Here is a 23,959-nt window from a genome sequence, read left to right on the forward strand (position 1 = left end):
CTCCTTTGATTTATAAAATTAATCAAAAGAAACTTTTGGAGCCTGTTGTGCGGATGCTTCTGCAGAGAAATTGGCTTTTGGATGCATACCAATTACTTTTGCTGTTACTGCCTGAGGGAACTGACGCACATATGAGTTATAGTCTTGTACTGTTGTAATGTAACGATTACGTGCAACAGCAATACGGTTTTCCGTACCTTCAAGCTGAACTTGTAATTCTTGGAATTGAGTATTGGCCTTCAAATCCGGGTAATTTTCCGAAACAGCAATGAGTCGAGATAATGCCCCTGTTAATTGACTTTGAGCCTGTTGATATTTTTCAAGTAAAGCCGGATCTTCTAAAACTTCTTTATCAACTTTTAAACCTGCCACATTAGCACGTGCCTGTGTCACTTCAGTTAAGACTTGCTCTTCGTGCTTAGCATAACCTTTAACGACGTTCACAAGATTTGGTACCAAATCTGAACGACGTTGATATTGGTTTTGTACTTCAGACCACGCTGCTGTTACAGCCTCATCTTTTACTTGTAGAGTGTTATAGCCACATCCCGAAAACAGTAAGGTACTGGCAAGTGTTGTTGCGATCGCAAATTGTTTCAACGTTTTCATCGTCACATTATCCTCAAGTTTTTCTTTATATTTTTAACCTCTTTACCTGATTGTATGATGAATTAGACATTATTGTGTTGCTTTTATTTTATTGATTTTAAAAAACCGGACTTTTAAATCCGGTTATCTATTAGCTCAATCGCTGATCTTTTTCTTGTTCAAAACTTGCCATTTGATATTCTTCTGCTAAAGAGCTTTTCCAATAATTAACCATCCTGCCATAATCCTTTTGACTCGGATGAAAGTCTTTTTTGTAATATGCGAAGTATTCAGGCATTAACTGAACAAGCATCTTAATCAGTAAATATAATCCAAATAAATTACCCCCCATTTTAGGTAAGCTATTCCATTTATCTTGCCAAAATAAACGAGTTGTCCCATAAAAAGCGAGGCTCGCAAATCCTGTAGTGACGCTACGCATGAGTAAACGACGGATACGATCATCACCATATACATGTTGATAAACATCAAATGCGACCGAACGGTGTTCAATTTCTTCAATCGCATGCCATACCCAAAGTTTTAGCGCATCTTCATCTAGGGTTTTTAATAACTCTGGATGTTGTAAAACATATCCCCCAAGTAAAGCAGTGAAATGTTCAAATGCACACGTCAACGCCAATTGCAGCTTAGGTGGAATTGTTCTTAAATATTTATCGCGCTCATTTAGCCAATTTTGAAAATTGTCCAGATTATAATCATCACGTCGCCAAGCTTCATTAAACTCACCATGTGCTTTGGAATGCATGGCCTCTTGTCCAATAAACGCCGCAATTTGTGCTTGTAGCTGAGGATCTGAGACTTTATTACGCACATTACGTACGCTATTTACAAAAAATTGCTCACCCACCGGAAACGTTGATGAGAGTGCAGTTAAAAAATGCGACATGAGGGGTGAATTTGCAAAATAGTGGCGCTTGATCGCCTTTGGATTAAATTCAAGACGACGTACTGTAATACCCAACGCTTTTCGACGATTTAAATATGATTTTTCTGCCGTCATATCTGCGATGTTCATATTCAACACCTACTGTATTGAAGAAGGAAGTTTCGAGTATGTCGCGAGCTTAAAAAGCTAAAAAGGGCAAAAAAGCTTATTATATTTGCCAAAAACATCAAAGTGACTAATGGTAGACAATAAAAAAGCCTACTTGAAGTAGGCTTTTTGAGTGTTTTAACAAATTAATTTATTAAACACCAAGGTAGTCTAAAATCCCTTCAGCAGCTTGACGACCTTCCCAAATCGCTGTCACGACTAGGTCTGAGCCACGCACCATATCACCACCAGCAAAGATTTTCGGGTTTGATGTCTGGAATTTGAATTCTTGTTTTTCAGCTGCGACAACACGGCCTGAACCATCAAGATTGATATTCACATTACCAAACCAGTCTGCTGGGCTTGGGCGGAAACCGAAAGCAAGTAAAACCGCATCAGCTGGTAATACTTCTTCAGAACCAGGGATTGGCTCAGGGCTACGACGGCCACGACTATCTGGTTCACCCATTTGTGTCGTTACCACTTTTACGCCTGTCACTTTGCCATTTTCACCAACAATTTCGACTGGTTGACGATTGAATAGGAATTTCACACCCTCTTCGTAGGCATTTTTTACTTCACGCGCAGAACCTGGCATGTTGCTTTCATCACGGCGGTATGCACAAGTTACATCGTGAGCACCTTGGCGTAAAGAAGTACGGTTACAGTCCATTGCGGTATCACCACCACCAAGAACAATAACTTTTTTACCATCTAGGCTAATGTATTCACTTGGATCTTTTTCCCAACCTTGGCAACGATTCACGTTAGAGATTAAGAAATCAAGTGCATCATAAACACCATCAAGATCTTCACCTGGGAAACCACCTTTCATGTAGGTATAAGTTCCCATACCCATGAATACCGCATCATATTCTGCAAGTAATTCATCAATCGTGATGTCTTTACCAATTTCAGTATTCAAACGGAATTCGATGCCCATACCCGTGAAAATTTCACGGCGGCGTTTCATCACATCTTTTTCCATTTTAAATTCTGGAATACCGAATGTAAGTAAGCCACCAATTTCAGGACGCTTATCAAATACAACTGGTTTAACGCCACCGCGAGCTAGAATATCCGCACAGCCTAAACCAGCAGGACCAGCACCAATAATTGCAACTTTTTTGTCAGTCCATTTTACGCCTGACATATCTGGACGCCAGCCTAAAGCAAAAGCTGTGTCATTGATATATTTTTCAGCATTACCAATGGTTACTGCACCAAAACCATCATTTAAGGTACAAGCACCTTCACACAAACGGTCCTGTGGGCATACCCGACCACATACCTCAGGCAATGTGTTCGTTTGGTGACAAAGCTCAGCAGCTTGGAAAATTTGGCCTTCAGCGATAAGTTTTAACCAGTTTGGAATGTAGTTATGTACAGGACATTTCCATTCGCAATATGGATTACCACAGCCTAAACAACGGTGAGTCTGATTAGTGACAGTTTCCGATGTAAAAGGTTTATAAATTTCCACAAATTCTGCTTTGCGGACAGTAATATCTTTTTTCTCTGGATCTTGGCGTGGTACATCCAGAAATTGAAAGTCATTATTTAGGCGTTCTGCCATGTCTCTCTCCGTGGGTAGGCGCGGATTTCCTTGTTGCCCGCACCTGCCTATGTCTTTGCAGTCGTGGAATTATTGTGGGTCAGCTTGTGTTGTTTTCAAAAGCGTTTGCAAATTAGCAGCTTTTGGTTTCACAAGCCAGAATTTACGGCTGTAGAAATCGAACTCATTGCGGATTTTATAAGCCCAAGCACTACCAGTTTCTTTGATATGCTCATCGATAATACGCAACAAGAACTCTTTATGATCTTCCATAGATTCTGTTGAAATACGATTTAAATCAATTAACTCGTGGTTGTAGTAATCTACGAAGTCATTATCGAGGTCAAGTACATAAGCAAAACCACCCGTCATGCCCGCACCAAAGTTATGGCCCACTTTACCAAGTACAGTCACAACACCACCTGTCATATATTCACAGCAGTGATCACCCGCACCTTCGATTACAGCAAACGCACCAGAGTTACGAACTGCAAAACGCTCACCCGCTGTACCTGCTGCAAAAAGCTTACCGCCGGTTGCACCATACAAACAGGTGTTACCAATAATTGCTGTGTTTTGTGTTTGGAAAGGCGACCCTTGTGGTGGGAAAATCGAAATACGACCACCCGCCATACCTTTACCTACATAGTCGTTTGCATCACCTTCAAGGCGAATGTGTAAACCACCAGCATTCCATACACCAAGAGATTGACCAGCTGTACCAGTTAAGTTCATTACAACTGGATGAGCTTCCATACCCAAGTTGCCGTAGCGACGAGCAATTTCACCCGAAACACGGGCACCGATTGAGCGGTCACAGTTCACGACGTTGAAGTTGAACTGGCCACCAGCGCTTGACTCAATTGCAGGAAGCATTTCAGCGACCATTCTCTCAGCCAATACACCTTTATCAAATGGTGCATTACCTTCCACTTGACAGTATTGTGCTTTACCTTCGGCAGAAGGATGAGAAGTTAATAGAGCACTTAAATCAAGGTGAGCATGTTTTTCAGTTTCACCTGGTAATACTTCAAGCAAATCAACACGACCAATCAAGTCTTTCAATGAAGAAACACCTAATGCAGCCAACCATTCACGAGTTTCTTCCGCAATAAAGTGGAAGAAGTTGATGAGCATTTCTGGCTCGCCAATGTAGTGCTCTTGACGCAAATGATCTTGTTGAGTTGCAACACCGGTTGCACAGTTATTTAAGTGACAAATACGGAGGTATTTACAACCTAAAGCGATCATTGGTGTTGAACCAAAGCCGAAACTTTCAGCACCTAAAATTGCTGCCTTGATCACGTCAAGACCCGTTTTTAAACCACCATCAGTTTGTACACGTACTTTTCCACGCAAGTCATTTACACGAAGTGCTTGGTGCGCCTCACTCAAACCCAATTCCCACGGAGAACCCGCGTGGTGAATTGAAGAAAGTGGAGATGCAGCCGTACCGCCGTCATAACCTGAAATGGTAATGAAGTCTGCATAAGCTTTTGCAACACCTGCAGCAATTGTTCCCACACCCGGCTCAGATACTAATTTCACCGATACCATTGCTTTCGGGTTAACTTGCTTCAAGTCAAAAATTAACTGAGACAAATCTTCAATTGAGTAAATGTCGTGATGTGGAGGAGGTGAAATTAGCGTTACACCCGGTACTGAGTAACGTAAACGTGCGATTAAACCATTTACTTTACCACCTGGTAACTGACCACCCTCACCCGGTTTTGCACCCTGAGCAACTTTAATTTGCAAGACTTCAGCAGAAGTTAGGTATGCAGGAGTTACACCAAAACGACCAGATGCGATCTGTTTGATTTTCGAGTTACGAATTGTGCCGTAACGAACAGGATCTTCACCGCCTTCACCAGAGTTAGAACGACCACCGATCGTGTTCATCGCGATTGCGATTGCTTCATGTGCTTCTGGAGACAGAGCACCTAAAGACATGCCTGCCGAGTCAAAGCGAGGCAAGATATCTTCAACTGATTCAACTTGTTCAACTGGAATCGAGTTCGTTGTTTTTAACTTAAATAAGTCACGAATAGTCGCTACTGGACGATTATTCACCAACTCAGCATATTCTTTAAAGTCTTCGTACTTACCAGAGCGAACGGCTTTGTGTAATGCGTTAATCACATCTGGATTGAATGCATGGTACTCTTTATCAAATACGAATTTGAGCAAACCACCCTGATCAATTGGCTTACGATTTGACCAAGCTGTCGCTGCTAATTTTTTCTGGTCTTTTTCAAGGTCAGCAAATGTTGCACCCTGAATACGGCTTGGAACACCTAAGAAACACTGATCTACCACTTCAGATGATAAACCTACTGCTTCAAATAGCTGACCGCCACGATAAGAAGCAACTGTAGAGATACCCATTTTTGAAAGAACTTTTAATAAGCCTTTCTCAATACCTTTACGGAAGTTTGCTTGCGCATGAATTGGGTCACCTAAAAGCTCACCTTTAGCGATCAAGTCATTGATCACATCATATGCAAGATATGGGTAAACTGCGGTTGCACCAAAACCAAGTAATACCGCAAATTGATGCGGATCACGTGCAAAACCAGTTTCAACCATGATGTTTGCATCAGTACGCAGACCAGTTTTGATGAGGTAATGATGTACCGCACCTGTTGCAAGTGCTGCGTTTGCTGGCAATAAACCTTGACGGATATTTTTGTCTGTTAAAACAATTAAAGTTTTGCCATCACGAACCGCTTGTGCCGCTTCTTCACAGATACGCGTGATCGCAGCTTGCAAGCCTTCTTCTTCGGCATAGTTTAAATTGATATCAACTGCTTCATAACCCGGACGCTCAATGCTACGGATTTGCTGCATTTTTGAATTTGACAAAACTGGGCTAGAGATGATGACACGGTCAGCATGCTCAGGGCCTTGCTCAAATACATTCTGCTCACGCCCTAAACAGGTTTCAAGCGACATTACAATTGACTCACGTAGCGGGTCAATTGGCGGGTTTGTCACTTGAGCAAACTGTTGACGGAAGTAATCTGTTACGTGGCGTACTTGACGAGACAATACAGCCATTGGCGTATCATCACCCATAGAACCTACAGCTTCTTGTCCACTTTCAGCAATTGGACGTAACAACTGGTCGCGCTCTTCAAATGTCACCATAAACATTTTTTGAGCCGCTTTTAAAGCATCGCCAGTTAAACCTTTATCGACTAATTGCTCTTCAAGTTCTGGGTTTGCATTTAAACGAATCGCATGATCACGTAACCACTCACGGTACGGACGCATGTTTTTCAAATGTGTACTAACATCTTTAGTATCAAGTACTTTGCCTGTTAAGGTATCAACTACCAAAATTTGGCCAGGGCCTACACGACCTTTAGAAACTACGTCTTCAGGCTCATAACCCCAAACACCGATTTCAGATGCCAAGGTAATGTAATCATTTTTGGTAATTACCCAACGCGCAGGACGCAAACCATTACGATCAAGCATACAAATCGCATGACGGCCATCTTGAATAACAAGACCAGCTGGGCCATCCCAAGCTTCCATATGTTTAGAGTTGAACTCATAGAATGCGCGTAAGTCTGCATCTAAAGTTTCTACGTTTTGCCAAGCTGGTGGTACGAGCATACGTAAGGCACGGAATAAATCCATACCACCACCGACTAAGATCTCAAGCATATTATCTAAGCTTGAAGAATCCGAACCCGTACGGTTAACGATTGGGTTAAGCTTAGTAAGACCTGGTAATAATGGGTTTTCAAATTTAGGAGTACGCGCCAACGCCCAGTTACGGTTTGCTGTAATTGTGTTGATTTCACCATTATGAGCAAGGTAACGGAACGGCTGAGCCAACGGCCAACGCGGTAATGTATTAGTAGAGAAGCGTTGGTGGAATACCACGATATGTGATTTTAAGCGCTCATCTGCTAAGTCTGTATAGAACTCAGCAATTGCAGCCGGCATCATCAAGCCTTTATAGCTGATTACTGTCGAACAAAGCGTAGTCACATAGAATGAAGAATCATTTTGTAATTGTTGTTCTGCACGACGACGTGCCAAGAATAATTTACGGTTAAATTCGACTTCAGTCACACCCATTGGACAGTTCACAATGACCTGTTCAAAAGCTGGTAAAGATTGAAGCGCAATTTCACCTAGTGCATCGTTATTTGTAGGGACAACACGCCAAGCCAGTACACGTAAGCCATCTGACTCGATTTCTTTCGTTAAAATATTTTTAGAATGTTGCGCTAATGCCGGATCAGTATTTAAAAATACAGTACCCACAGCAAAAATTTCACTCAGTGTAATATCACTCAGTTTTTTTGCTTCATCACGGAAAAATTGCTTTGGCATCGCCAATAATAAGCCGCAACCATCTCCCGTCTTGCCATCTGCGGCAATACCACCACGGTGCGTCATGCAACTTAAACTGTGAATCGCGGTTTCAACTAGATGATGACTTGATTCACCCTTCATATGGGCGATCAGTCCAAAACCACAGTTATCCTTAAACTCATCAGGCTGATATAAACCTTGAGCGGGAGCTACAGTATTAGGCGATGGCATGTGCATAGCGTACCCTTCTTTCAATAAGGCTCTTTCGAGCGTCAAACAAACAACTTCTTTTTGCGATAGTGCCTACGGACGACAGTTAGCTCAATGTTTCACAAAAAAAAATTTTGGGCTGATAAGCCAATATACGCTGTTCCATTTTTACGTACACTGGTTTTTGCTAGAAAAATGTTTTGACTTATTTCGCACTCTTTTAAAGCAGTTCGACCCCTCGACTCTGCATAGAATTTACTCTTTAGAGCGCTAAAATAGTTTACAGCACATTAATAAGCACAAGAATAAAGCAAAAACCATGCCAATACTGTTTTTTACATCTAAGTATTTATAATTGTTGAAAATAGATAGTTTTTATTCGCGTTATCATTTTAATAAATGACTAAATATGCACCACAGGTGATCAAAAAATATATGTAACTATTATTGTTGCACCATATTTGTGCAACGCATCCTTATAATTAATTCCCTCGCGTGCCCTCATTTGTTGCATTTTTTACTGTAGGCTCTGTTGTACGATTCTGTTGAGCCTTTTTAGGCACATCAACTGCCGAATTAGACTGATGTACATCCACAACATTTCCCTCAGCATCTCGACGAATAATTGTTGTTCGAGTTGTAGAGTTTGTTGCGGGAGCAGCCACCTTAGGTTGTGTATTCGCAGCTCCGCTTACGCCAGTCCCTATGAGTAAAGACTCATCAATTTTAGGCAAGGCAGCTGGACGTAAACGCACTTCATAAGTTTGACTCATTCCACCTTTCATTTCATCCGCACCTAAATCATTGACTAATGGTGCATAAGTTGAAAATTGTTGTGGTTGAGGTTTGATTGACTCAGGTAAATCAAGATTCAGTTGAGTTAATTGCTGAATTACATCTTCAGAACGTTTAAATACGCCATACGTCAAAACATATTGTTCAGATTGCTTATCTCCACTTAAACGGAAATAGATAAATTTATTTCGCTCTGGACGATTTTTTAAAAAGTTTTTAATAATATCTTCATCAGACGCACGAAAAAGCTCAAGCGTCCATTGTTTCTTGTTTTCATTAATAAACTTTGTACCGCGGAACTCTGCCTCATGCTGACCAGACGCAACCGTACGGGTTGTTAAATCAAGAGGCCTCACTTCATCAGCTAGTGCCCCTAAATTTGCAGTTGTTGCTACCTTCTCTGGCTGGATTTGTACTGGGGCATCTGAATCAGCTGCTTTTTCAACTTCGACAAGCTTTTTACTATCAGTCATTACCCAGAAAATAAAAGCCAGAAACAAGCAGACAATACCACCCACCAACCAGATATATTGTTGAACATTCTGCCAAAGTGTACGTGATACAGTCATGTGTTACCTTAATTTATTATCCGTGTTGATTCGCCAAAATAGCTTGTTTCATGAGTTCAACATCAAAGTCCTTAGTAATTACTGCTTGACCAAGTTGTTTTAACAACACCAAACGTAATTGACCATTGAGAACTTTTTTATCATGCGCCATATATCCAAGGAATTCATCCAATGGAATTTTTGGACATGATATCGGCAAATTAGCGCGTTGAATAATTTTTTTTGTACGCTCTACATCATCGCTTGAAATCCAACCTAAACGTTGTGATAAATCAGCTGCCATCACCATGCCTGTCGCTACTGCTTCACCGTGCAACCAAGTACCATAGCCAAGATAAGATTCAATCGCATGACCGAAAGTATGGCCCAAGTTGAGTAAAGCTCGTTCGCCTTGCTCTTTTTCATCGTTAGCAACAATACGCGCTTTATGAGCACATGAACGATAAACAGCTTCCGCTAAAAGGCTAGCATCTCGTCCAATTAAACCATCCATATTCTGTTCTAACCAAACGAGAAAATCAGCATCTCCCAACAAAGCATATTTAATAACTTCTGATAATCCAGCAGATAACTCTCGATCAGGTAAAGTATTGAGTTGAGCCATATCAGCCAAAACAACTTGAGGTTGCTGAAATGCACCCAGCATATTTTTACCGAGTGGATGATTAATACCGGTTTTACCACCCACACTTGAATCTACTTGTGAAAGGAGCGTAGTTGGAACCTGAACAAAATAAACACCGCGCTGGAAACATGCCGATGCAAAGCCAGCCATATCACCAATAACACCACCACCTAAAGCTAAAACCGTACAATCACGATTAAAACCAGCTTCAAGTAAAGCATCAAAAATTAAATTTAGATGTTGAATATCTTTATATTTCTCACCATCCGGCAAAATACAAGTCGCTACAGTTTTACCCAAACTTTTTAAAGCATCTTGATAATGAGACAAATATAAAGGTCCGACCGTTTCATTACTCACGATCATGACCTGTTGACCATGGAGATAAGGCTCAAGCAACTGTTTCGGATCAAGTTGACTGCCAATAAAAATAGGATAACGGCGTTCGCCTAATTCAACATGTAAAGTTTGCATGAGTTTATAAAACCACAAGTAAGTTTGGCTATTTTAGCGGGTTGGACAAAATAAGTTGCAAAATCTTTTGAGCAAGATCACGAGCAGCACCCTGATTGGTTTCAATCGTGTAATGAGCAACTTCACGATATAAAGGGTCACGTATTTTTAACAAATCTCGTAATTTTTGTTCAGGGTTTTCAACTTGTAATAAAGGTCTGTTTTTATCGCGGTAGGTCCGCTGTAATTGTAATTCTACAGGAGTGTAAAGATAAACAACGATACCACGTTGCTTTAGAAATTCGCGATTAGGTGCTTGAGTAATCGCACCTCCCCCTGTCGCCAACACCAAGGCCTTACGGGAAGTCAACTCATTTAACACTACAGTTTCACGAGTACGAAAACCTAACTCCCCTTCTTTCTCAAAAATCCAAGGAATAGTGGCGCCTGTTTTGCGTTCAATTTCATGATCACTATCTAAAAAATCACGCCCTAATATTTCGGCTAAATGACGTCCAACGGTTGTTTTTCCTGCCCCCATGGGCCCTACCAAATAAATATTTGGCAGGGTTTCAAACGCTTTGCTTGGCAAGGCGCCACCTATTTCAATTGCTTTCATTGAAAAATATATTAATGATTTCTCACCAAAGTGTCATTAACAATTCGTGGCGTAACGAAAATCAATAACTCTTGCTTATCATCAGATTTCACATCTTTTCTAAATAAACGTCCAACTACAGGCAGATCTCCAAAGAAAGGAACTTTGGTTTGTGAGTTAGTTGTAGTCTGCTCAAATACTCCACCTAAAATGACTGTTTCTCCATTATTCACCAGTACATTAGTATTGATATTATTTTTATTTAGAATCAACTCGCCATTTGGTGCCTCACCTGCCACGGAATCCTTAGAAATATCCAATTTCATTTGGATTTTACCATCTGGCGTAATACTTGGAGTAACATCTAGACTTAATAGTGCATCTTTGAATGATGTACTTGCTGTTGCTCCTGCAGCAGAATTAGTCGTGGTTTGATAAGGAACCTGCTGACCTGTCGCTACTCTCGCAGTTTGTTTATCTGTAGTCATGACTTTTGGTGTTGAGATAACTTCACCATAACCATCCGCCTGCAATGCCGATAACTCTAAATCCAACATAAAATCAGACATACTGATTAAACTAAAAGCTATGCTACTAGCTCCAGCCGATGTAACACCCAAATCAACGTTTAAATTATCTGGCCGCTCAATCGTGTATTTCCCGTCGTCATCCGGCTCTCTTAAATTCCAAAGCGTTGTATCACTACCACCTACCAGTAAACTGTTATTACTATTTACCCCTTGAGATAATATTCCCCATTTCACGCCAAGCTCTTTAGTAAAAGAAGTAGATGCTCTTACAATGCGCGCCTCAACCATAACCTGTTTAACTTGCACATCCAGCAAATCAATCATTTTACGAACTTTATCAATGTTCTGGGCTGTATCATTTACAATCAAAGTATTAGTACGCGTATCAGCAACAGCACTGCCTCGTGAGCTCAATAAACTTTCTAAAGCAAGAGAGTCTGAATTTGCGGTACGGTTTGCGACAGCTGTCTTACCATCACGAGTATCTTCAATTAGCTTAAGCACATCTGCTGCTTTTGCATAATTTAAGCGAATATAATCTGTTTGAATTGGTGCTAATTTAATACTTTGTGCTAACGCTTTTGCCTCATCATCTTCTGCTTTGATTAGCTCCGCAACTGGCGCAATCCAAATTACATTCCCATTTCTGCGTTTATCGAGATTTTTGGTTTTTAAAATAATATCAAGTGCCTGATCCCAAGGTACATCTTTTAGACGCAAAGTGATATTACCTTGTACACTATCAGCCGCAACCATATTAATGCCGGTAAAATCAGCCAGTAACTGTAGGACCCTACGAACTTCAATATCTTGAAAATCAAGAGAGAGCTTATTACCTGAATAATTAGCTTGCTTAGATGAAGCACTTACATTTTTATCCTGAGGACGCTTTAGGCTAATAGTTAATTTATTTTCTGCCTGATAAGCCATATATTCATAGCTACCAGTAGATTGAATCGTAATAACACCATTGCCTTTATCATTATAAGATTCAATGGTCGAAACAGGCGTTGCAAAATCATTTACATTTAAGCGCTTAGCTAAATGCGTGGGAATTTTAGAACCTAATGTTTTTACTACAACTTTGCTACCTTGTTGTTGCACATCAACAGGAGTATTACTTCCCAACAGGTCAATAACGATGAGGCCTTCCCCTTGACTACCACGTTGGAAGCCAATATTTGAAACACCTTGGGATTGCATCGTACTTGTTGATACAGGTTTAACTGTGGCTTGTATAGAATTAATCTTTAAAATAAAAGTGTTACCTTCAATACGAGTTGTAAAAGCACCAGCTTCTTTCAAATTTACAGTTAGGCGTGAACGCTGATCATCAGAGCTTACATCGACCGAACTTGCTTCATTCGTACCAATCGCTACTTTTGACTGTGTTAGATTCTGCTGCGCTTTATTAAAATCCAAAATCAAACGTGAAGGATTCTCAAGCTGATATGCCTGTGGTTGCGGCGGCAAACCATTAAACATAACCCGAATTTCTGTACCCTGTCCCGCTATTTGTGTCGGTACAATATTGGTCATGCTGACCTGTGCAGATGCAACCTGCATAACTGCAATCGCTACAGCCCCCATCGAAAACTGACGGAATACGTGATTCATTGTCTAACCATCCCCAATAAATAATCTTTAAAAATAATTTTTTCTTTGTTATTCCCTAAATTCTAGGGTGCAGGTCCAATTAACACTAAGGTTCTTGGTCTCTCCACATAACCTTCTCGCCCATCAGGAACAATTTCTACCAGATCAATCTGAGTCGGCCCAATATGGGTAATACGACCTTGATTCATCCCAATATAGTTCCCTACCTGCACTCGCTCAATTTGGTGATCAGGCGTTTGGATCAGAGCCATGACTTGTCCACGACTGTTACGCATGCTTCCTTTCATATTTAAGGACTCTAATGCATAGCTTTCGAGTGGCTGTGGTGCTCGTGAGAAATTCGGATATACTCGTTTCCCCGCCATAATTTTGAGCTCAGCAGCAAGTGAGCTTGGTAAAAATGGGCTCTTTAACTGATGGGCTGCATAATTAAACTGTGGCACAGGAGTAAAAACAGGTGCTGGTTCTATGGCTTGTGGTGGTTGATTACGTATATCGGCCATTTGTTGATTTACAGCGTCGATTCTCGACTCACATCCAGCTAAAGCCAAGCATGCCAAAATAGAAAGAGAAAATTTTTTAAGTTTCATCGTAATTCTCCTATTTCGGCTGTGCGTTGGCAGTAGAAGAATCAGGGGCTACCGAAGAAGCCGAAGCATTTTTTTCCTGATGCTCAGGATTTTCTATAGCACCCATATAGCGATAAGTTTTTGCTTTGATAGAATAATTAAGAACAGGAATATCTGATTTACCATCCTTAACAGGAGCAGCTTCAACAACAAAATCATGCATCGTCACAATACGTGGCAACGCCGCAATACTGCTAACAAAAGCACCGAAAGCGTGATAATCCCCAGTTGCTTCGATAGTAATAGGCTGTTCAATAAAAATTTCCTGCTTCACTTCATCTTCTAAGCGGATATTTTTAAACTTCAGACCAGAATTCACCCCCGTTAAGTTAATATCTTCAACTAAACTTGGAATTTCGGTTTCTTTTGGCAATTGTTCTAACTGCTGATTGAAGCTGGCTTGCATCTCTTGAAGTTGAAGTTGGTATTGCTGCAAGTTACGTAATTTTGAGTCTTTTTCTCGAAACTCATTTAATAAATTACTTTCTTGTGCTTGAGCATTATCAATTGCTTGTAGCTTTGGTTGAATAGCAACAAAATACCCCAAAGCCAATACAGCAAAGAAAATAAAAATCCAACACGTAATTTTCACAGATAATGGCCAGCTGCCATAACTGTTCATATCGAGCGTGTTAAATTGCTGAAGAAATTTTTCTAAGGTGATCTTTTTTTTCTTAGATGGAGCTTGCTCTAAAGACAGTTCATCAGGACTCATTTTGCTACCTCCTTATCCGTACCTACAGACGTATTAGCGGTATCATCTATTGTAGTCACCCCCATTTCCCCTACATCAACAGTAACAACAAAACTGCCATAGCTATCTTCAACTCTAGGAAGCAAAGAACTTACAGCCTTATCTTTTTTCTCTTCGGTCGCCAAAAAAGAATTCATAAATGCATTGCGATACCATGGTGATGCCTCGAGATTACGTAATAACTCTGCAACAGTATTTGGACTTTCCGCTTTACCTTCGATGGTGAATTTATCTCCAGTTCGACTAAATTTAGTCAAATACATGGCTGCAGGAGTCACACGAACCAATTCATCCACTAAACGTACAACAACTGGACGCTGGCTTTGCAATCCTTGGATGAGCTTCATACGCTCAATAATTGCGTCACGCTGTTCTTGCAAGCCATTTAAGGTTTTAAGTTGTTGATCTAGATTCTGGTTTGTACTGATGATGAGCTGATTTGCTTGTTCTTGATCATTTAATTTTTGATTCAAATAAAACCACCCTGAAAATACAGTGGTTATCCCCAAAACAACGACCCCAAGACATAAAATAATAAATTGTTTTTTACGCTGCTCCCTAAGCCCATCTCGCCAAGGGAGTAAATTAATTGTTGCCATTAATCAAAACTCCTTAAAGCCAAGCCACATGCCACCATTAATGAAGAAGCATCATTTTCAATTTTTTGAATGTCGACTTGAGGAGAGAAACCCATTTGTAAAAACGGGTTGGCAATAGTGACTCGGTAACCAAGTTTTTGCTGCAACAATTTAGCAAGCCCTGGAATGTTGGCATTACCACCCGCTAGCAAAATATGGTCAATTTCATTGAATTGCGATGAAGAGAAGAAAAATTGCAGAGATCTAGCAGCTTGCTGCACTACAGCATCTAAAAATGGTTCTAAGATTTCGATGTCATAATCATCTGGCAAAGAACGTTCTTTTTTAGCGCGTCCCGCTTCTTCTAATGACAAACCATAACGGCTTTGAATTTCCAAAGTAAGCTGTTTACCGCCAAAGACTTGTTCACGGGTATAAATGATTTTGCCATTTTGCATAACCGATAATGTGGTCATAGTATGACCGATATCTAAAATACCAATGGTATTTGCACCCATGGGTAAGCTATCAGCAAACACACTAAAAGCACGCTCGACAGCATAACTTTCAACATCAGCAAGCTTAGGCGTTAAATCAACCAGTTCCAGTACTTCTACACGTGTTTCAACATTTTCTGTTCGTGTTGCGACTAAAAGTACATTCACACGATTTGGATTCGGCAGTCGATCTGGCAAAACCTCAAAATCAAGGCTCACCTCATCCAAAGGGAACGGTATATATTGCTCCGCATCTAATCGAATCTGAACTTCACGTTCATCATCGTTCATATCTGCATCCATTTCGATGGTTTTATGGATAACCGTCGATGTTGGAACAGCAATTGCAGCGTTAGTGGTGTGGGGATTTGCTAAATTCATCGCCCGTTCTAAAGCTTCTGCAACTGCTTCTGGATTCAAGATATTTTTTTCAACTACACTGTTCTCAGGTAAAGGCGTCAAAGCATAGCTTTCTACCCAATATTTACCGTTCTTAACAGAGAGCTCTAACAACTTAACAGAAGTCGAACTAATATCGACGCCCATTAACCCCTTATTCGGTTTACGATATAACCTGAGCACACTATTGTCCTATTATTTTTTTATCCCCAAAAAAAATTACAAACCAATAATCTCGGTCTTTATTTTTACACGGATACAATATCTCATCTAACAATCCGCATGTCTAAAGGCTATACTGACCACAATTAGTTTGTATTCGATCTTATTAAAGCTTACTTATCATGAAAAAGCTATCCAGTTTGGGCTTCGTGCGTCCAATTTTTTTGATCATTATTATTATCTTAGTCTCACTTCCGATGGGCTTTTATGGCATGTATCTCTATATCGCCCCATCGCTTCCAGAAATGAGTTCACTAAAAAAAGCTCCCCTTTTAAAACCATTACAGGTCTACACTTCAGACAATCAACTGATTGCCGAGTACGGTGGTAAGCTTTCCATTCCTGTTGAATACAAACAAATCCCTCCTGCTTTTATTCATGCATTTTTAGCAGCAGAAGACTCTTCTTTCTTTGAACATAGCGGGATCAGTTTTAAGGGTTTAGGTCGTGCTTTGAGCGAAAGTGTGACGGGTTCAGATGTGCAAACTGGTGGTTCAACAATCACTATGCAAGTTGCAAAGAACTATTATTTGAGTCCAGAAAGAACCCTAAAGCGTAAAATAACCGAAATCTTTTTGGCTCGAAAAATTGAGCAAAATTTATCCAAAGAAGAAATTCTCAGCCTCTATGTGAATAAAATCTTCTTAGGAAAAAATGCTTACGGTATCGCAGCAGCAGCCAAAATTTATTACAACAAAAGCATTAATGAGCTCAGCATTGCTCAAATGGCGATGATCGCTGGTTTGCCCAAAGCACCATCTAAATATAACCCTGTAGTTAATCCAGAACGCGCTCTCGAACGACGCAACTGGATTTTAGGCCGTATGTTACAGCTGGGTTATATTTCTCAAGCAGAATATCAAAAAGGTGTAGCAGAACCGATTAACCTAAACATGCCCAATCGGGATTTAAATAATATTCATCCCTATGCTGGTGAAATGGTTCGTTCAGAACTTGTAAAGCATTTTGGTGAACAAGCCATTGATTCTGGCTATAAAGTCTACACAACAATTAATGCTAAACGCCAAGCGATTGCAGAAAAAGCTGTGCAAGATGGCCTTGAAGCTTATGACCGTCGCCATGGCTGGCGTGGTGCAGAAGCACATGACAAACCATTAAGTGAATTTAGAGCATATGCCAACACTTATCCTGCACAAGTCACTAAGGTAAATAGCAGCTCTTTTGAAGCATTAATGCAAGATGGCTCAACTGTTACTGTTCAGTGGTCAGGCATGTCATGGGCACGCCCCTATCGCAACGCAAATAGCGTAGGTGGCGCTCCTTCACGTGCATCTCAAATTGTTAAAGTTAAAGATATTGTTCGTTTACGCCCAAATGACAATAAAACAGCTTGGTCTTTAGTTCAGGTTCCAAAAGTTCAAGGTCAACTCATTGCAATTAACCCGAATGATGGTTCAATTGAAGCAATTGTAGGTGGCTATAACTTCTACCAATCAAAATTTAACCGCGCCTTACAAGGCTGGCGTCAACCGGGTTCTACAATCAAGCCTTTCCTCTATGCTTTAGCATTAGAAAGAGGCATGACACCGTATAGCATGGTGAATGATAGCCCTATTACGATTGGCAAATGGACACCGCGAAACTCTGATGGCCGTTACTTAGGCATGATCCCATTACGTCGTGCTTTGTATTTGTCTCGTAATACCGTATCAGTAAGACTTCTACAAACAGTGGGTATTGAACGTACTCGTCAGTTATTTATGGATTTTGGTTTACAGGAAGACCAAATTCCACGTAACTACACCATTGCCTTAGGTACTCCTCAAGTACTACCAATTCAGATGGCAACTGGTTATGCAACGTTTGCAAATGGCGGTTACCGTGTTCAACCGCATTTCATTCAACGTATTGAAGATGCTTATGGCAAAGTCATTTATGAAGCTAAACCAGAATACGCATGTATTCCATGTATTAACGCGCCTGACACAACAAATGATGAGCAAAAGGCTAAAACAACCGATGATGAAGTCATCGAAGTTACAAATAAAGACGTAGAGCAGAACGAAAAGGCCGCTAAGCAGCTTAATCTTAAACAGACTGATAAAAACAACAGTCAATATCGCCAAGCTCAACGTATTTTAAAATCAAGCTCTGCTTACGATATGGCGAACATCTTACGTGATGTAATTGAGCATGGTACAGGTCGTGCTGCGCTTAAAATTGGCCGTAGTGATTTAGGTGGTAAAACAGGTACTACGAATGATGCAAAAGATGCATGGTTTGCAGGTTTCAACGGCAAGTTAGTGACTGTAGCATGGGTTGGATTTGACCAACCGACTACGCTTGGTCGCCGTGAATATGGTGGTATTGCTGCATTACCAATCTGGATTAACTTTATGGGGCAAGCATTGCAAGGTACGCCAGCAGCTTGGGTTCGCTTAGATAAAGATGCTCAAGGCCCTATTTCCCGTGACAAACAACAAACCGTTACTGAAGTAGGCGATAAGAAAACTTATCGTGCGGCTCCACCACTGGCACGTCCGCTCTATCGTCCAGCACCGCCTCAACCAAAACTGAGCAATGACAATGACTTTTCCGATTTACCAGGTGAAGAAATTGTTATTCCATCTAAAGCTGCACCTCCTGCTATAAAACCTTCACAGGAGCCTGTGCCTAAGCGTGAAAAAGATGAACTAGAAAATCTGATTAATCAGATTGAATAATAGAAAAAGCCATCGTTAGATGGCTTTTTTATTGCGTTTCTGAAAAACATAAATTTGAAAAGACGCCGTTACTTCTAATTGCGATTGTTGCTCTAACTGCAAGCGACGCTCGGGAGAAGCCTTATAGGCATAAGGCGTCATAGCAATCAGATTTTTTAGGGCTTGTTGATCGAGCACAAAAGGGGCATCAATAATTTGCTCTTGCTTTAACTCAAACAAATCTTGCAGCTGCTCTACAAACTTTTCTGGTGTGTGAGGGTTCACTTGTTCAAAAAGAGCTTCACGCATGGCATACAAATGTTCAGAGGCAGGCGTAACAACAATTAAATAACCATCTTCTTTTAAAACACGCGCAATTTCGGCTTGCGGAATCGGGCTAAATAAACTGGTGCAAACATCCATACTCTGATCTAGCACAGGTAAAGTTGCTCCTGTTCCCACCACCCAAGTTACTTCAGTGTTGAGCTTTGCTGCGCGCTGTACCGCATTTTTTGCAATATCAACACCAACACACTGCTCAACGACTTGCTGCATAGCACTTGTATAGTAGCCCTCACCACATCCGATATCGAGTATTGCTTTTACATCTAGTTGCTTTAATAAAGCGACTACAGCCTGTTGTAAAGGCTGATAATAACCACTTTGCAAAAAAGCTCGTCGCGCATCTACTGACTCGGGTGTATCCCCTGGGTTTTTACTATGTTTATGTTGCACCACATGTAAATTGACATAGCCTTGTTTAGCTACATCATAACTATGTCCTTGCTCACATCGCCAAGTTCGTTCAGTTAAATTCAGGGACTGACGACACACAGGACACATTAAAATTTGCTTAGCCACTTTTAATTATTCTCTTGTTCTTTTTGTTGTAAATAAGTCTTTGCGTGTAGTCCAACAAAGGTGCGACCTGCATTTGTACCATTAATCCATTCATCTACCTGAAACAAATCAAACAGACCTACTTTGACTAAAGTTGGAATTGCGATCTTTAGCTCTTCCTCAATTTGTCCTCTTTGACCTGCATTATATAATTCAATATTGTGCAGCATTGTCGCTACAGTTCCTGTTTGCACCTGACTTCCATCTTTAAGTACAACTTGAGGTAATACTTCGCCCTCTCCAACTACTTTTTGATTAATCACAGATAATTGGTCTAGACCAGCAACTTTTGTCATTCACCTCTCCAATAAAAAAAGCCAGTAGAACTGGCTTTATATTGACACTAAAATAAGATCTATCGCAATTTTAAAGTCATTAGACCTAAAACTACTAATATAATTGTAATAATCCAAAAACGGATCACAACTTGCGTTTCTTTCCAGCCCTGCTTTTCATAGTGATGATGCAGCGGCGCCATTAAGAACACACGTTTATTACGCATACGCAAAGAGCCAATTTGTAAAAATACAGATACTGCCTCCATTACAAATACACCGCCCATAATTGCAAATACGATTTCTTGACGAACCATAACTGCAATTGTTCCAAGCATCGCACCTAAAGCTAAAGCACCGACATCACCCATAAATACTTGAGCAGGATGCGCGTTATACCAAAGGAATGCCAAACCTGCACCAATCATGGCAGAACAGATCACTACAAGCTCAGAAGTATATTTCACATATGGAATATGTAAGTAGTTAGCGAAACGGATGTCACCAGACAAGTAAGCAAATACGCCTAAGCCCGTAGCTACCATGACAACCGGCATGATTGCCAAGCCATCTAAACCATCTGTTAAGTTAACAGCGTTAGAAGCACCATTAATCACCAGATAGGTAAATACAATAAATGCCAAACCTAACGGAACAATTGAGAGTGGAATTGAAAGATTCTTAAAAAATGGAATCAATAAATCCAGCATGTTTGCGGTATGTTCTGCATTGGACTGTTGAGTTGCGATTAAATATAACGCAATACCAGCACCCAGCGATGCAACAGAAGTCCAGAAAAATTTCTTACGTGCAGGTAATCCCGCATTGTCTTTATAGCGAATTTTAATCCAGTCATCTGCCCAGCCTACGGCACCGAACACAACCATTACACCAAGCACAATCCAGACATAAGGGTTAGACAAATCAGCCCACAGCAAAGTACTAATACCAATTGAGAGCAGAATTAAAATCCCACCCATCGTCGGTGTACCCATTTTCTTAGCATGATTTTCAGGAGCAAACGAACTTACTGCCTGACCGTATTTTAACGCTTGTAATTTACGAATCATGATCGGGCCGAGGACCAGACCAATGGTCAGTGAAGTTAGTACACTGAGTAAAGAACGTAATGTTAAATAACGAACGACCTGAAACGAGCTGTGATAGCCCGCAAGTTGTTCAAACAACCATAACAGCATTTAAAGTTTCTCCATCAAATCAGCCATCAACGTTTCCATATGAGTAAAGCGAGAACCTTTAAACAGGAAACTCATGGACTGGGGTTGATGTGTTTGGATTAGATTAATTAAAAATGGAAGCGCCTCAGCTTGTGTCTGAAATGCTTTCACTTTATTAGAATGAGAGTCTGCACCCTCGAGAGCCGCTGAAGCAAATTGCCCCACCGCAATAATATGATCTAAAGGAAGCTCAGCAAGATCACGACCTAAATCATGATGCTCTTGCCAACTACTATCACCTAACTCACCAATATCCCCCATGACCATCACTTTTACGCCTTGTTGCTGTAACAATACTTGTGCAGCAGCGCGCATAGAAGTCGGATTGGCATTGTAGGTATCATCAATAAATAAGTAAGGTGACTTTTGAATAAAGTTAAGACGACCTTTGGCTCCCTGAGCTTGCTCTAAACCTTGGACAATATCTTCTAGTCCAATACCAATTGCTAAAGCAAAAGCTACAGCTGCGGTCGCATTTTGAACATTATGCTCCCCCGCAAAAGGAAGCTTAACTGCACTACTACCTTGCGGTGTATGAAGGTTAAAATTCGTTGATTGAGGCAACAATTCCACATCTGTTGCATAGACATCACCTCCTACACCAAATGTAGAAATACGATGAGCTTTTGCAGCATCAACAATCTCAGCAGTGAAGTCATCTTGTTTTGGCACGATTGCAACGCCATTTGGTAAAATATGACGATAAATTTCCGATTTAGCGCGGCAAATACCTTCACGACCACCAAACTCGCCTAAATGAGCTGTACCAATATTTAATATGCCCGCAACATGAGGCTGAACGAGTTTTGATGTGTAATCAATCTCGCCTTGATGGCTTGCACCCAACTCCATCACCGCATATTGATGCTCCTTGCGAAGCTCTAGCAACATCATTGGTACACCAAGGTCATTATTTAAATTGCCTCGGGTGATTAGTGTCGGTGCTAAGCGCGACAATATACTTCCCAGCATTTCTTTGGTTGTAGTTTTACCACTACTTCCCGTTAAGGCAATCACCTTTAATTGTGAGTTTTGCTCACGGCGATAAGCACCGAGTTGCCCTAAAGCCAATCGGGTATCGGCAACAACGAGTTGTGCAATATCTACATCTAGCGGACGTTCAACAATAGCTATTTGACAACCATTTGCAACAACTTGTGCAACGAAATCATGCGCATCGAAACGCTCACCTTTTAGTGCTAAAAAGGCATCCCCAGTTTCCGCATGACGAGAGTCCGTCAAAATACGTTTAATTTCAGTTTGAGGGATTTGGTCTTTATGCCAGTAGCCCTGTGTTGCCTGTTGTAATTGTTGAGCTGTCCACGGTTCCAAAGGCACGGTACTGGTGGTTGAAGTATGCATAATTTGTCCTATTGTGCAGGGTAAGCAGCGTCTACAGTGTGATGTTGTGCATCAATCGCAGAACGCACTTCAACAACATCATCAAACCAGTGACGTACGCCATTAATTTCTTGATAATTTTCATGTCCTTTACCGGCAATCACAACAATATCACCAGCCTGAGCCTGCTGTGCAACAAATTTAATTGCTTCACGGCGGTCATGAATTTCATGCATACGGTGCCCTGAAAAATCGATTCCTTGCTTCATGTCAGCAAAAATTTGTTCAGGGTCTTCTGTTCTAGGGTTATCCGACGTCAAAATAACTGGATTTGCGCCATCCAGAGCTGCTTGAGTCATGAGTGGACGCTTACCGCGATCACGGTCCCCGCCACACCCAAATACAGCCCAAAGTTGATTAGAAACATGACGTTTTAATGTTTTAAGCACTTGAATTAATGCATCTGGTGTATGTGCATAATCAACAACAAATAAACGCTCACCATCACGAATAACTTGCATTCGACCTGGGGCACCAATCAGCTCAGGAACGAAAGCTACTAGCGCTTTTAAATCAAAACCTGCTTGCTCAGTAGCAATAAGAGCTGCAACCAAGTTTTCGACATTAAAATGCCCTAACAATGGACTTTGCACAGCAAAAGAACCTTGCGGGCTCACTAAATTAAATGTCGCCCCTGCTAAACTGTAACTCAGGTCAGTAATATAATAATCAGCAGTATTTTGAGTAAGTGAATACGTTAAAATTTTCGGTTGAGCAGGATTTTGCTTTGCTGCATTGATCATGAGAGTAGCATGCTCATCATCTAAATTAATAACGGCTACTTTTAAAGAGCTAAAACGGAATAAAAGAGCCTTCGCTTCTGCATAAGCCTCTAAAGTACCGTGATAATCCAGATGGTCACGACTCAAATTACTATAAACAGAAATCTCAATCGCACAACCATTTAAACGACCTTGTTCTAAACCATGTGAGCTTGCTTCTAAAGAAGCAAAAGTCGCACCTTGTTTTGCATAATCATGTAATGCATTTTGCAGTTGTAAAGCATCAAGCGTAGTGTGAGTTGATGGTGTTAAGTCTGGTAAAATACCATTGCCTGTAGTACCCATCACAGCACAGCGTTGTTGTTGAGAGCTAATTAATTCAGCCACTAGACGCGAAATTGTGGTTTTACCATTTGTACCAGTCACTGCAATAATACGCACTGGTGCTACGGGATCTATATGCTGTAAATAACGTTCTTGCCACTCACCCATACGTTGACGTACATCAGAACATACCCACTCATTTGCTACGCCCAACTCAGTCTCACTAATAATGGCAAGAGCACCATTAGCTAAAGCTGACTCAGCAAAAGCACGTGTTTTTTCAGGTTGGCTATAACTGGTCAAAGCGATAAAGATCTGGCCTAACGCAACCTTACGGCTGTCTAAACTAAAGCCTTGAAAAGGCTGTTTAGACCACTGTGCATCGATCTCGACTGGATTAATTTCTTGGAAAGAAACAGACATAG

The 23,959-nt window shown here is 40.8% G+C and carries 18 protein-coding genes; 1 reads left to right on the forward strand and 17 read right to left on the reverse strand.

The genetic code is table 11. The annotated features are described in order from the left end of the window. Positions 1–18: 18 nt before the first annotated feature. From KTI79_RS12865 to KTI79_RS12920, 12 genes are all read right to left on the reverse strand, one after another. Positions 19–609: a LemA family protein gene (locus tag KTI79_RS12865; RefSeq protein WP_086264803.1), complete on the reverse strand. Its 591-nt coding sequence runs from the start codon at positions 607–609 to the stop codon at positions 19–21. Between the two features lie 130 nt (positions 610–739). Further along, the gene (locus KTI79_RS12870; protein ID WP_086264802.1) at positions 740–1,627 is read right to left on the reverse strand and encodes a metal-dependent hydrolase; all 888 of its coding nucleotides are present in this window, start codon (positions 1,625–1,627) and stop codon (positions 740–742) included. Between the two features lie 172 nt (positions 1,628–1,799). Continuing rightward, the gene (locus KTI79_RS12875; RefSeq protein WP_002117101.1) at positions 1,800–3,221 is read right to left on the reverse strand and encodes a glutamate synthase subunit beta; all 1,422 of its coding nucleotides are present in this window, start codon (positions 3,219–3,221) and stop codon (positions 1,800–1,802) included. A gap of 69 nt (positions 3,222–3,290) precedes the next feature. Further along, complete coding sequence (gltB, locus tag KTI79_RS12880) at positions 3,291–7,766, reverse strand: glutamate synthase large subunit (RefSeq protein WP_171265331.1); 4,476 nt, start codon at positions 7,764–7,766, stop codon at positions 3,291–3,293. Between the two features lie 461 nt (positions 7,767–8,227). Next, entirely contained in the window at positions 8,228–9,109 is an 882-nt protein-coding gene (locus KTI79_RS12885) for a hypothetical protein (protein ID WP_086264800.1), read from the reverse strand. A gap of 16 nt (positions 9,110–9,125) precedes the next feature. Further along, positions 9,126–10,208, reverse strand: coding sequence for a 3-dehydroquinate synthase (gene aroB / locus KTI79_RS12890; RefSeq protein WP_086264799.1), 1,083 nt, complete (start codon positions 10,206–10,208; stop codon positions 9,126–9,128). A 28-nt stretch (positions 10,209–10,236) separates the two neighbouring features. Then, on the reverse strand, positions 10,237–10,806 hold the full coding sequence (aroK, locus tag KTI79_RS12895; RefSeq protein ID WP_086264798.1) for a shikimate kinase AroK: 570 nt from the start codon (positions 10,804–10,806) through the stop codon (positions 10,237–10,239). 11 nt (positions 10,807–10,817) lie between these two features. Next, positions 10,818–12,932 (reverse strand): type IV pilus secretin PilQ, encoded by a 2,115-nt coding sequence (gene pilQ, locus KTI79_RS12900; RefSeq protein WP_086264797.1) that lies wholly within the window; start codon positions 12,930–12,932, stop codon positions 10,818–10,820. A gap of 62 nt (positions 12,933–12,994) precedes the next feature. Continuing rightward, positions 12,995–13,522 carry a pilus assembly protein PilP gene (locus tag KTI79_RS12905; RefSeq protein ID WP_086264796.1) on the reverse strand — a complete coding sequence of 176 codons (528 nt, stop codon included), beginning with the start codon at positions 13,520–13,522 and terminating at the stop codon, positions 12,995–12,997. A 10-nt stretch (positions 13,523–13,532) separates the two neighbouring features. After that, positions 13,533–14,276, reverse strand: coding sequence for a type 4a pilus biogenesis protein PilO (locus KTI79_RS12910; RefSeq protein ID WP_086376067.1), 744 nt, complete (start codon positions 14,274–14,276; stop codon positions 13,533–13,535). Beyond that, on the reverse strand, positions 14,273–14,914 hold the full coding sequence (locus KTI79_RS12915) for a PilN domain-containing protein (protein ID WP_086264794.1): 642 nt from the start codon (positions 14,912–14,914) through the stop codon (positions 14,273–14,275). Before KTI79_RS12915 ends, KTI79_RS12910 begins: the two co-directional genes overlap by 4 nt. Further along, positions 14,914–15,972, reverse strand: coding sequence for a pilus assembly protein PilM (locus KTI79_RS12920; RefSeq protein WP_199964076.1), 1,059 nt, complete (start codon positions 15,970–15,972; stop codon positions 14,914–14,916). Before KTI79_RS12920 ends, KTI79_RS12915 begins: the two co-directional genes overlap by 1 nt. Positions 15,973–16,133: 161 nt before the next feature. Between KTI79_RS12920 and ponA the strand changes: the two genes are divergently transcribed. Further along, complete coding sequence (gene ponA, locus KTI79_RS12925; protein WP_139841463.1) at positions 16,134–18,695, forward strand: penicillin-binding protein PBP1a; 2,562 nt, start codon at positions 16,134–16,136, stop codon at positions 18,693–18,695. Between the two features lie 15 nt (positions 18,696–18,710). Here ponA and KTI79_RS12930 read toward each other — a convergent pair whose 3' ends face one another. From KTI79_RS12930 to KTI79_RS12950, 5 genes are read right to left on the reverse strand one after another with little or no spacing between them, the layout of a single operon-like run. Next, complete coding sequence (locus tag KTI79_RS12930; protein ID WP_086264792.1) at positions 18,711–19,535, reverse strand: putative RNA methyltransferase; 825 nt, start codon at positions 19,533–19,535, stop codon at positions 18,711–18,713. Positions 19,536–19,537: 2 nt separating this feature from the next. Then, complete coding sequence (locus tag KTI79_RS12935) at positions 19,538–19,870, reverse strand: hypothetical protein (protein ID WP_002116981.1); 333 nt, start codon at positions 19,868–19,870, stop codon at positions 19,538–19,540. Positions 19,871–19,929: 59 nt separating this feature from the next. Next, positions 19,930–21,048, reverse strand: coding sequence for a phospho-N-acetylmuramoyl-pentapeptide-transferase (gene mraY, locus KTI79_RS12940; protein ID WP_002116751.1), 1,119 nt, complete (start codon positions 21,046–21,048; stop codon positions 19,930–19,932). Next, on the reverse strand, positions 21,049–22,449 hold the full coding sequence (gene murF / locus KTI79_RS12945; protein ID WP_086264791.1) for a UDP-N-acetylmuramoyl-tripeptide--D-alanyl-D-alanine ligase: 1,401 nt from the start codon (positions 22,447–22,449) through the stop codon (positions 21,049–21,051). It abuts the gene before it with no gap. 8 nt (positions 22,450–22,457) lie between these two features. Then, on the reverse strand, positions 22,458–23,957 hold the full coding sequence (locus KTI79_RS12950) for a UDP-N-acetylmuramoyl-L-alanyl-D-glutamate--2,6-diaminopimelate ligase (protein WP_086264790.1): 1,500 nt from the start codon (positions 23,955–23,957) through the stop codon (positions 22,458–22,460). Positions 23,958–23,959 lie beyond the last annotated feature (2 nt).

Source organism: Acinetobacter sp. WU_MDCI_Abxd143, from assembly GCF_025514195.1.
GTDB lineage: Bacteria > Pseudomonadota > Gammaproteobacteria > Pseudomonadales > Moraxellaceae > Acinetobacter > Acinetobacter pittii_H.

Bases quoted from the DNA above. Each gene is read 5' to 3' on its own strand.
- KTI79_RS12865 (WP_086264803.1), bottom strand. From the start codon at position 609: ATGAAAACGTTGAAACAATTTGCGATCGCAACAACACTTGCCAGTACC.
- KTI79_RS12870 (WP_086264802.1), bottom strand. From the start codon at position 1,627: ATGAACATCGCAGATATGACGGCAGAAAAATCATATTTAAATCGTCGA.
- KTI79_RS12875 (WP_002117101.1), bottom strand. From the start codon at position 3,221: ATGGCAGAACGCCTAAATAATGACTTTCAATTTCTGGATGTACCACGC.
- gltB (WP_171265331.1), bottom strand. From the start codon at position 7,766: ATGCCATCGCCTAATACTGTAGCTCCCGCTCAAGGTTTATATCAGCCT.
- KTI79_RS12885 (WP_086264800.1), bottom strand. From the start codon at position 9,109: ATGACTGTATCACGTACACTTTGGCAGAATGTTCAACAATATATCTGG.
- aroB (WP_086264799.1), bottom strand. From the start codon at position 10,208: ATGCAAACTTTACATGTTGAATTAGGCGAACGCCGTTATCCTATTTTT.
- aroK (WP_086264798.1), bottom strand. From the start codon at position 10,806: ATGAAAGCAATTGAAATAGGTGGCGCCTTGCCAAGCAAAGCGTTTGAA.
- pilQ (WP_086264797.1), bottom strand. From the start codon at position 12,932: ATGAATCACGTATTCCGTCAGTTTTCGATGGGGGCTGTAGCGATTGCA.
- KTI79_RS12905 (WP_086264796.1), bottom strand. From the start codon at position 13,522: ATGAAACTTAAAAAATTTTCTCTTTCTATTTTGGCATGCTTGGCTTTA.
- KTI79_RS12910 (WP_086376067.1), bottom strand. From the start codon at position 14,276: ATGAGTCCTGATGAACTGTCTTTAGAGCAAGCTCCATCTAAGAAAAAA.
- KTI79_RS12915 (WP_086264794.1), bottom strand. From the start codon at position 14,914: ATGGCAACAATTAATTTACTCCCTTGGCGAGATGGGCTTAGGGAGCAG.
- ponA (WP_139841463.1), top strand. From the start codon at position 16,134: ATGAAAAAGCTATCCAGTTTGGGCTTCGTGCGTCCAATTTTTTTGATC.
- KTI79_RS12935 (WP_002116981.1), bottom strand. From the start codon at position 19,870: ATGACAAAAGTTGCTGGTCTAGACCAATTATCTGTGATTAATCAAAAA.
- mraY (WP_002116751.1), bottom strand. From the start codon at position 21,048: ATGCTGTTATGGTTGTTTGAACAACTTGCGGGCTATCACAGCTCGTTT.
- murF (WP_086264791.1), bottom strand. From the start codon at position 22,449: ATGCATACTTCAACCACCAGTACCGTGCCTTTGGAACCGTGGACAGCT.
- KTI79_RS12950 (WP_086264790.1), bottom strand. From the start codon at position 23,957: ATGTCTGTTTCTTTCCAAGAAATTAATCCAGTCGAGATCGATGCACAG.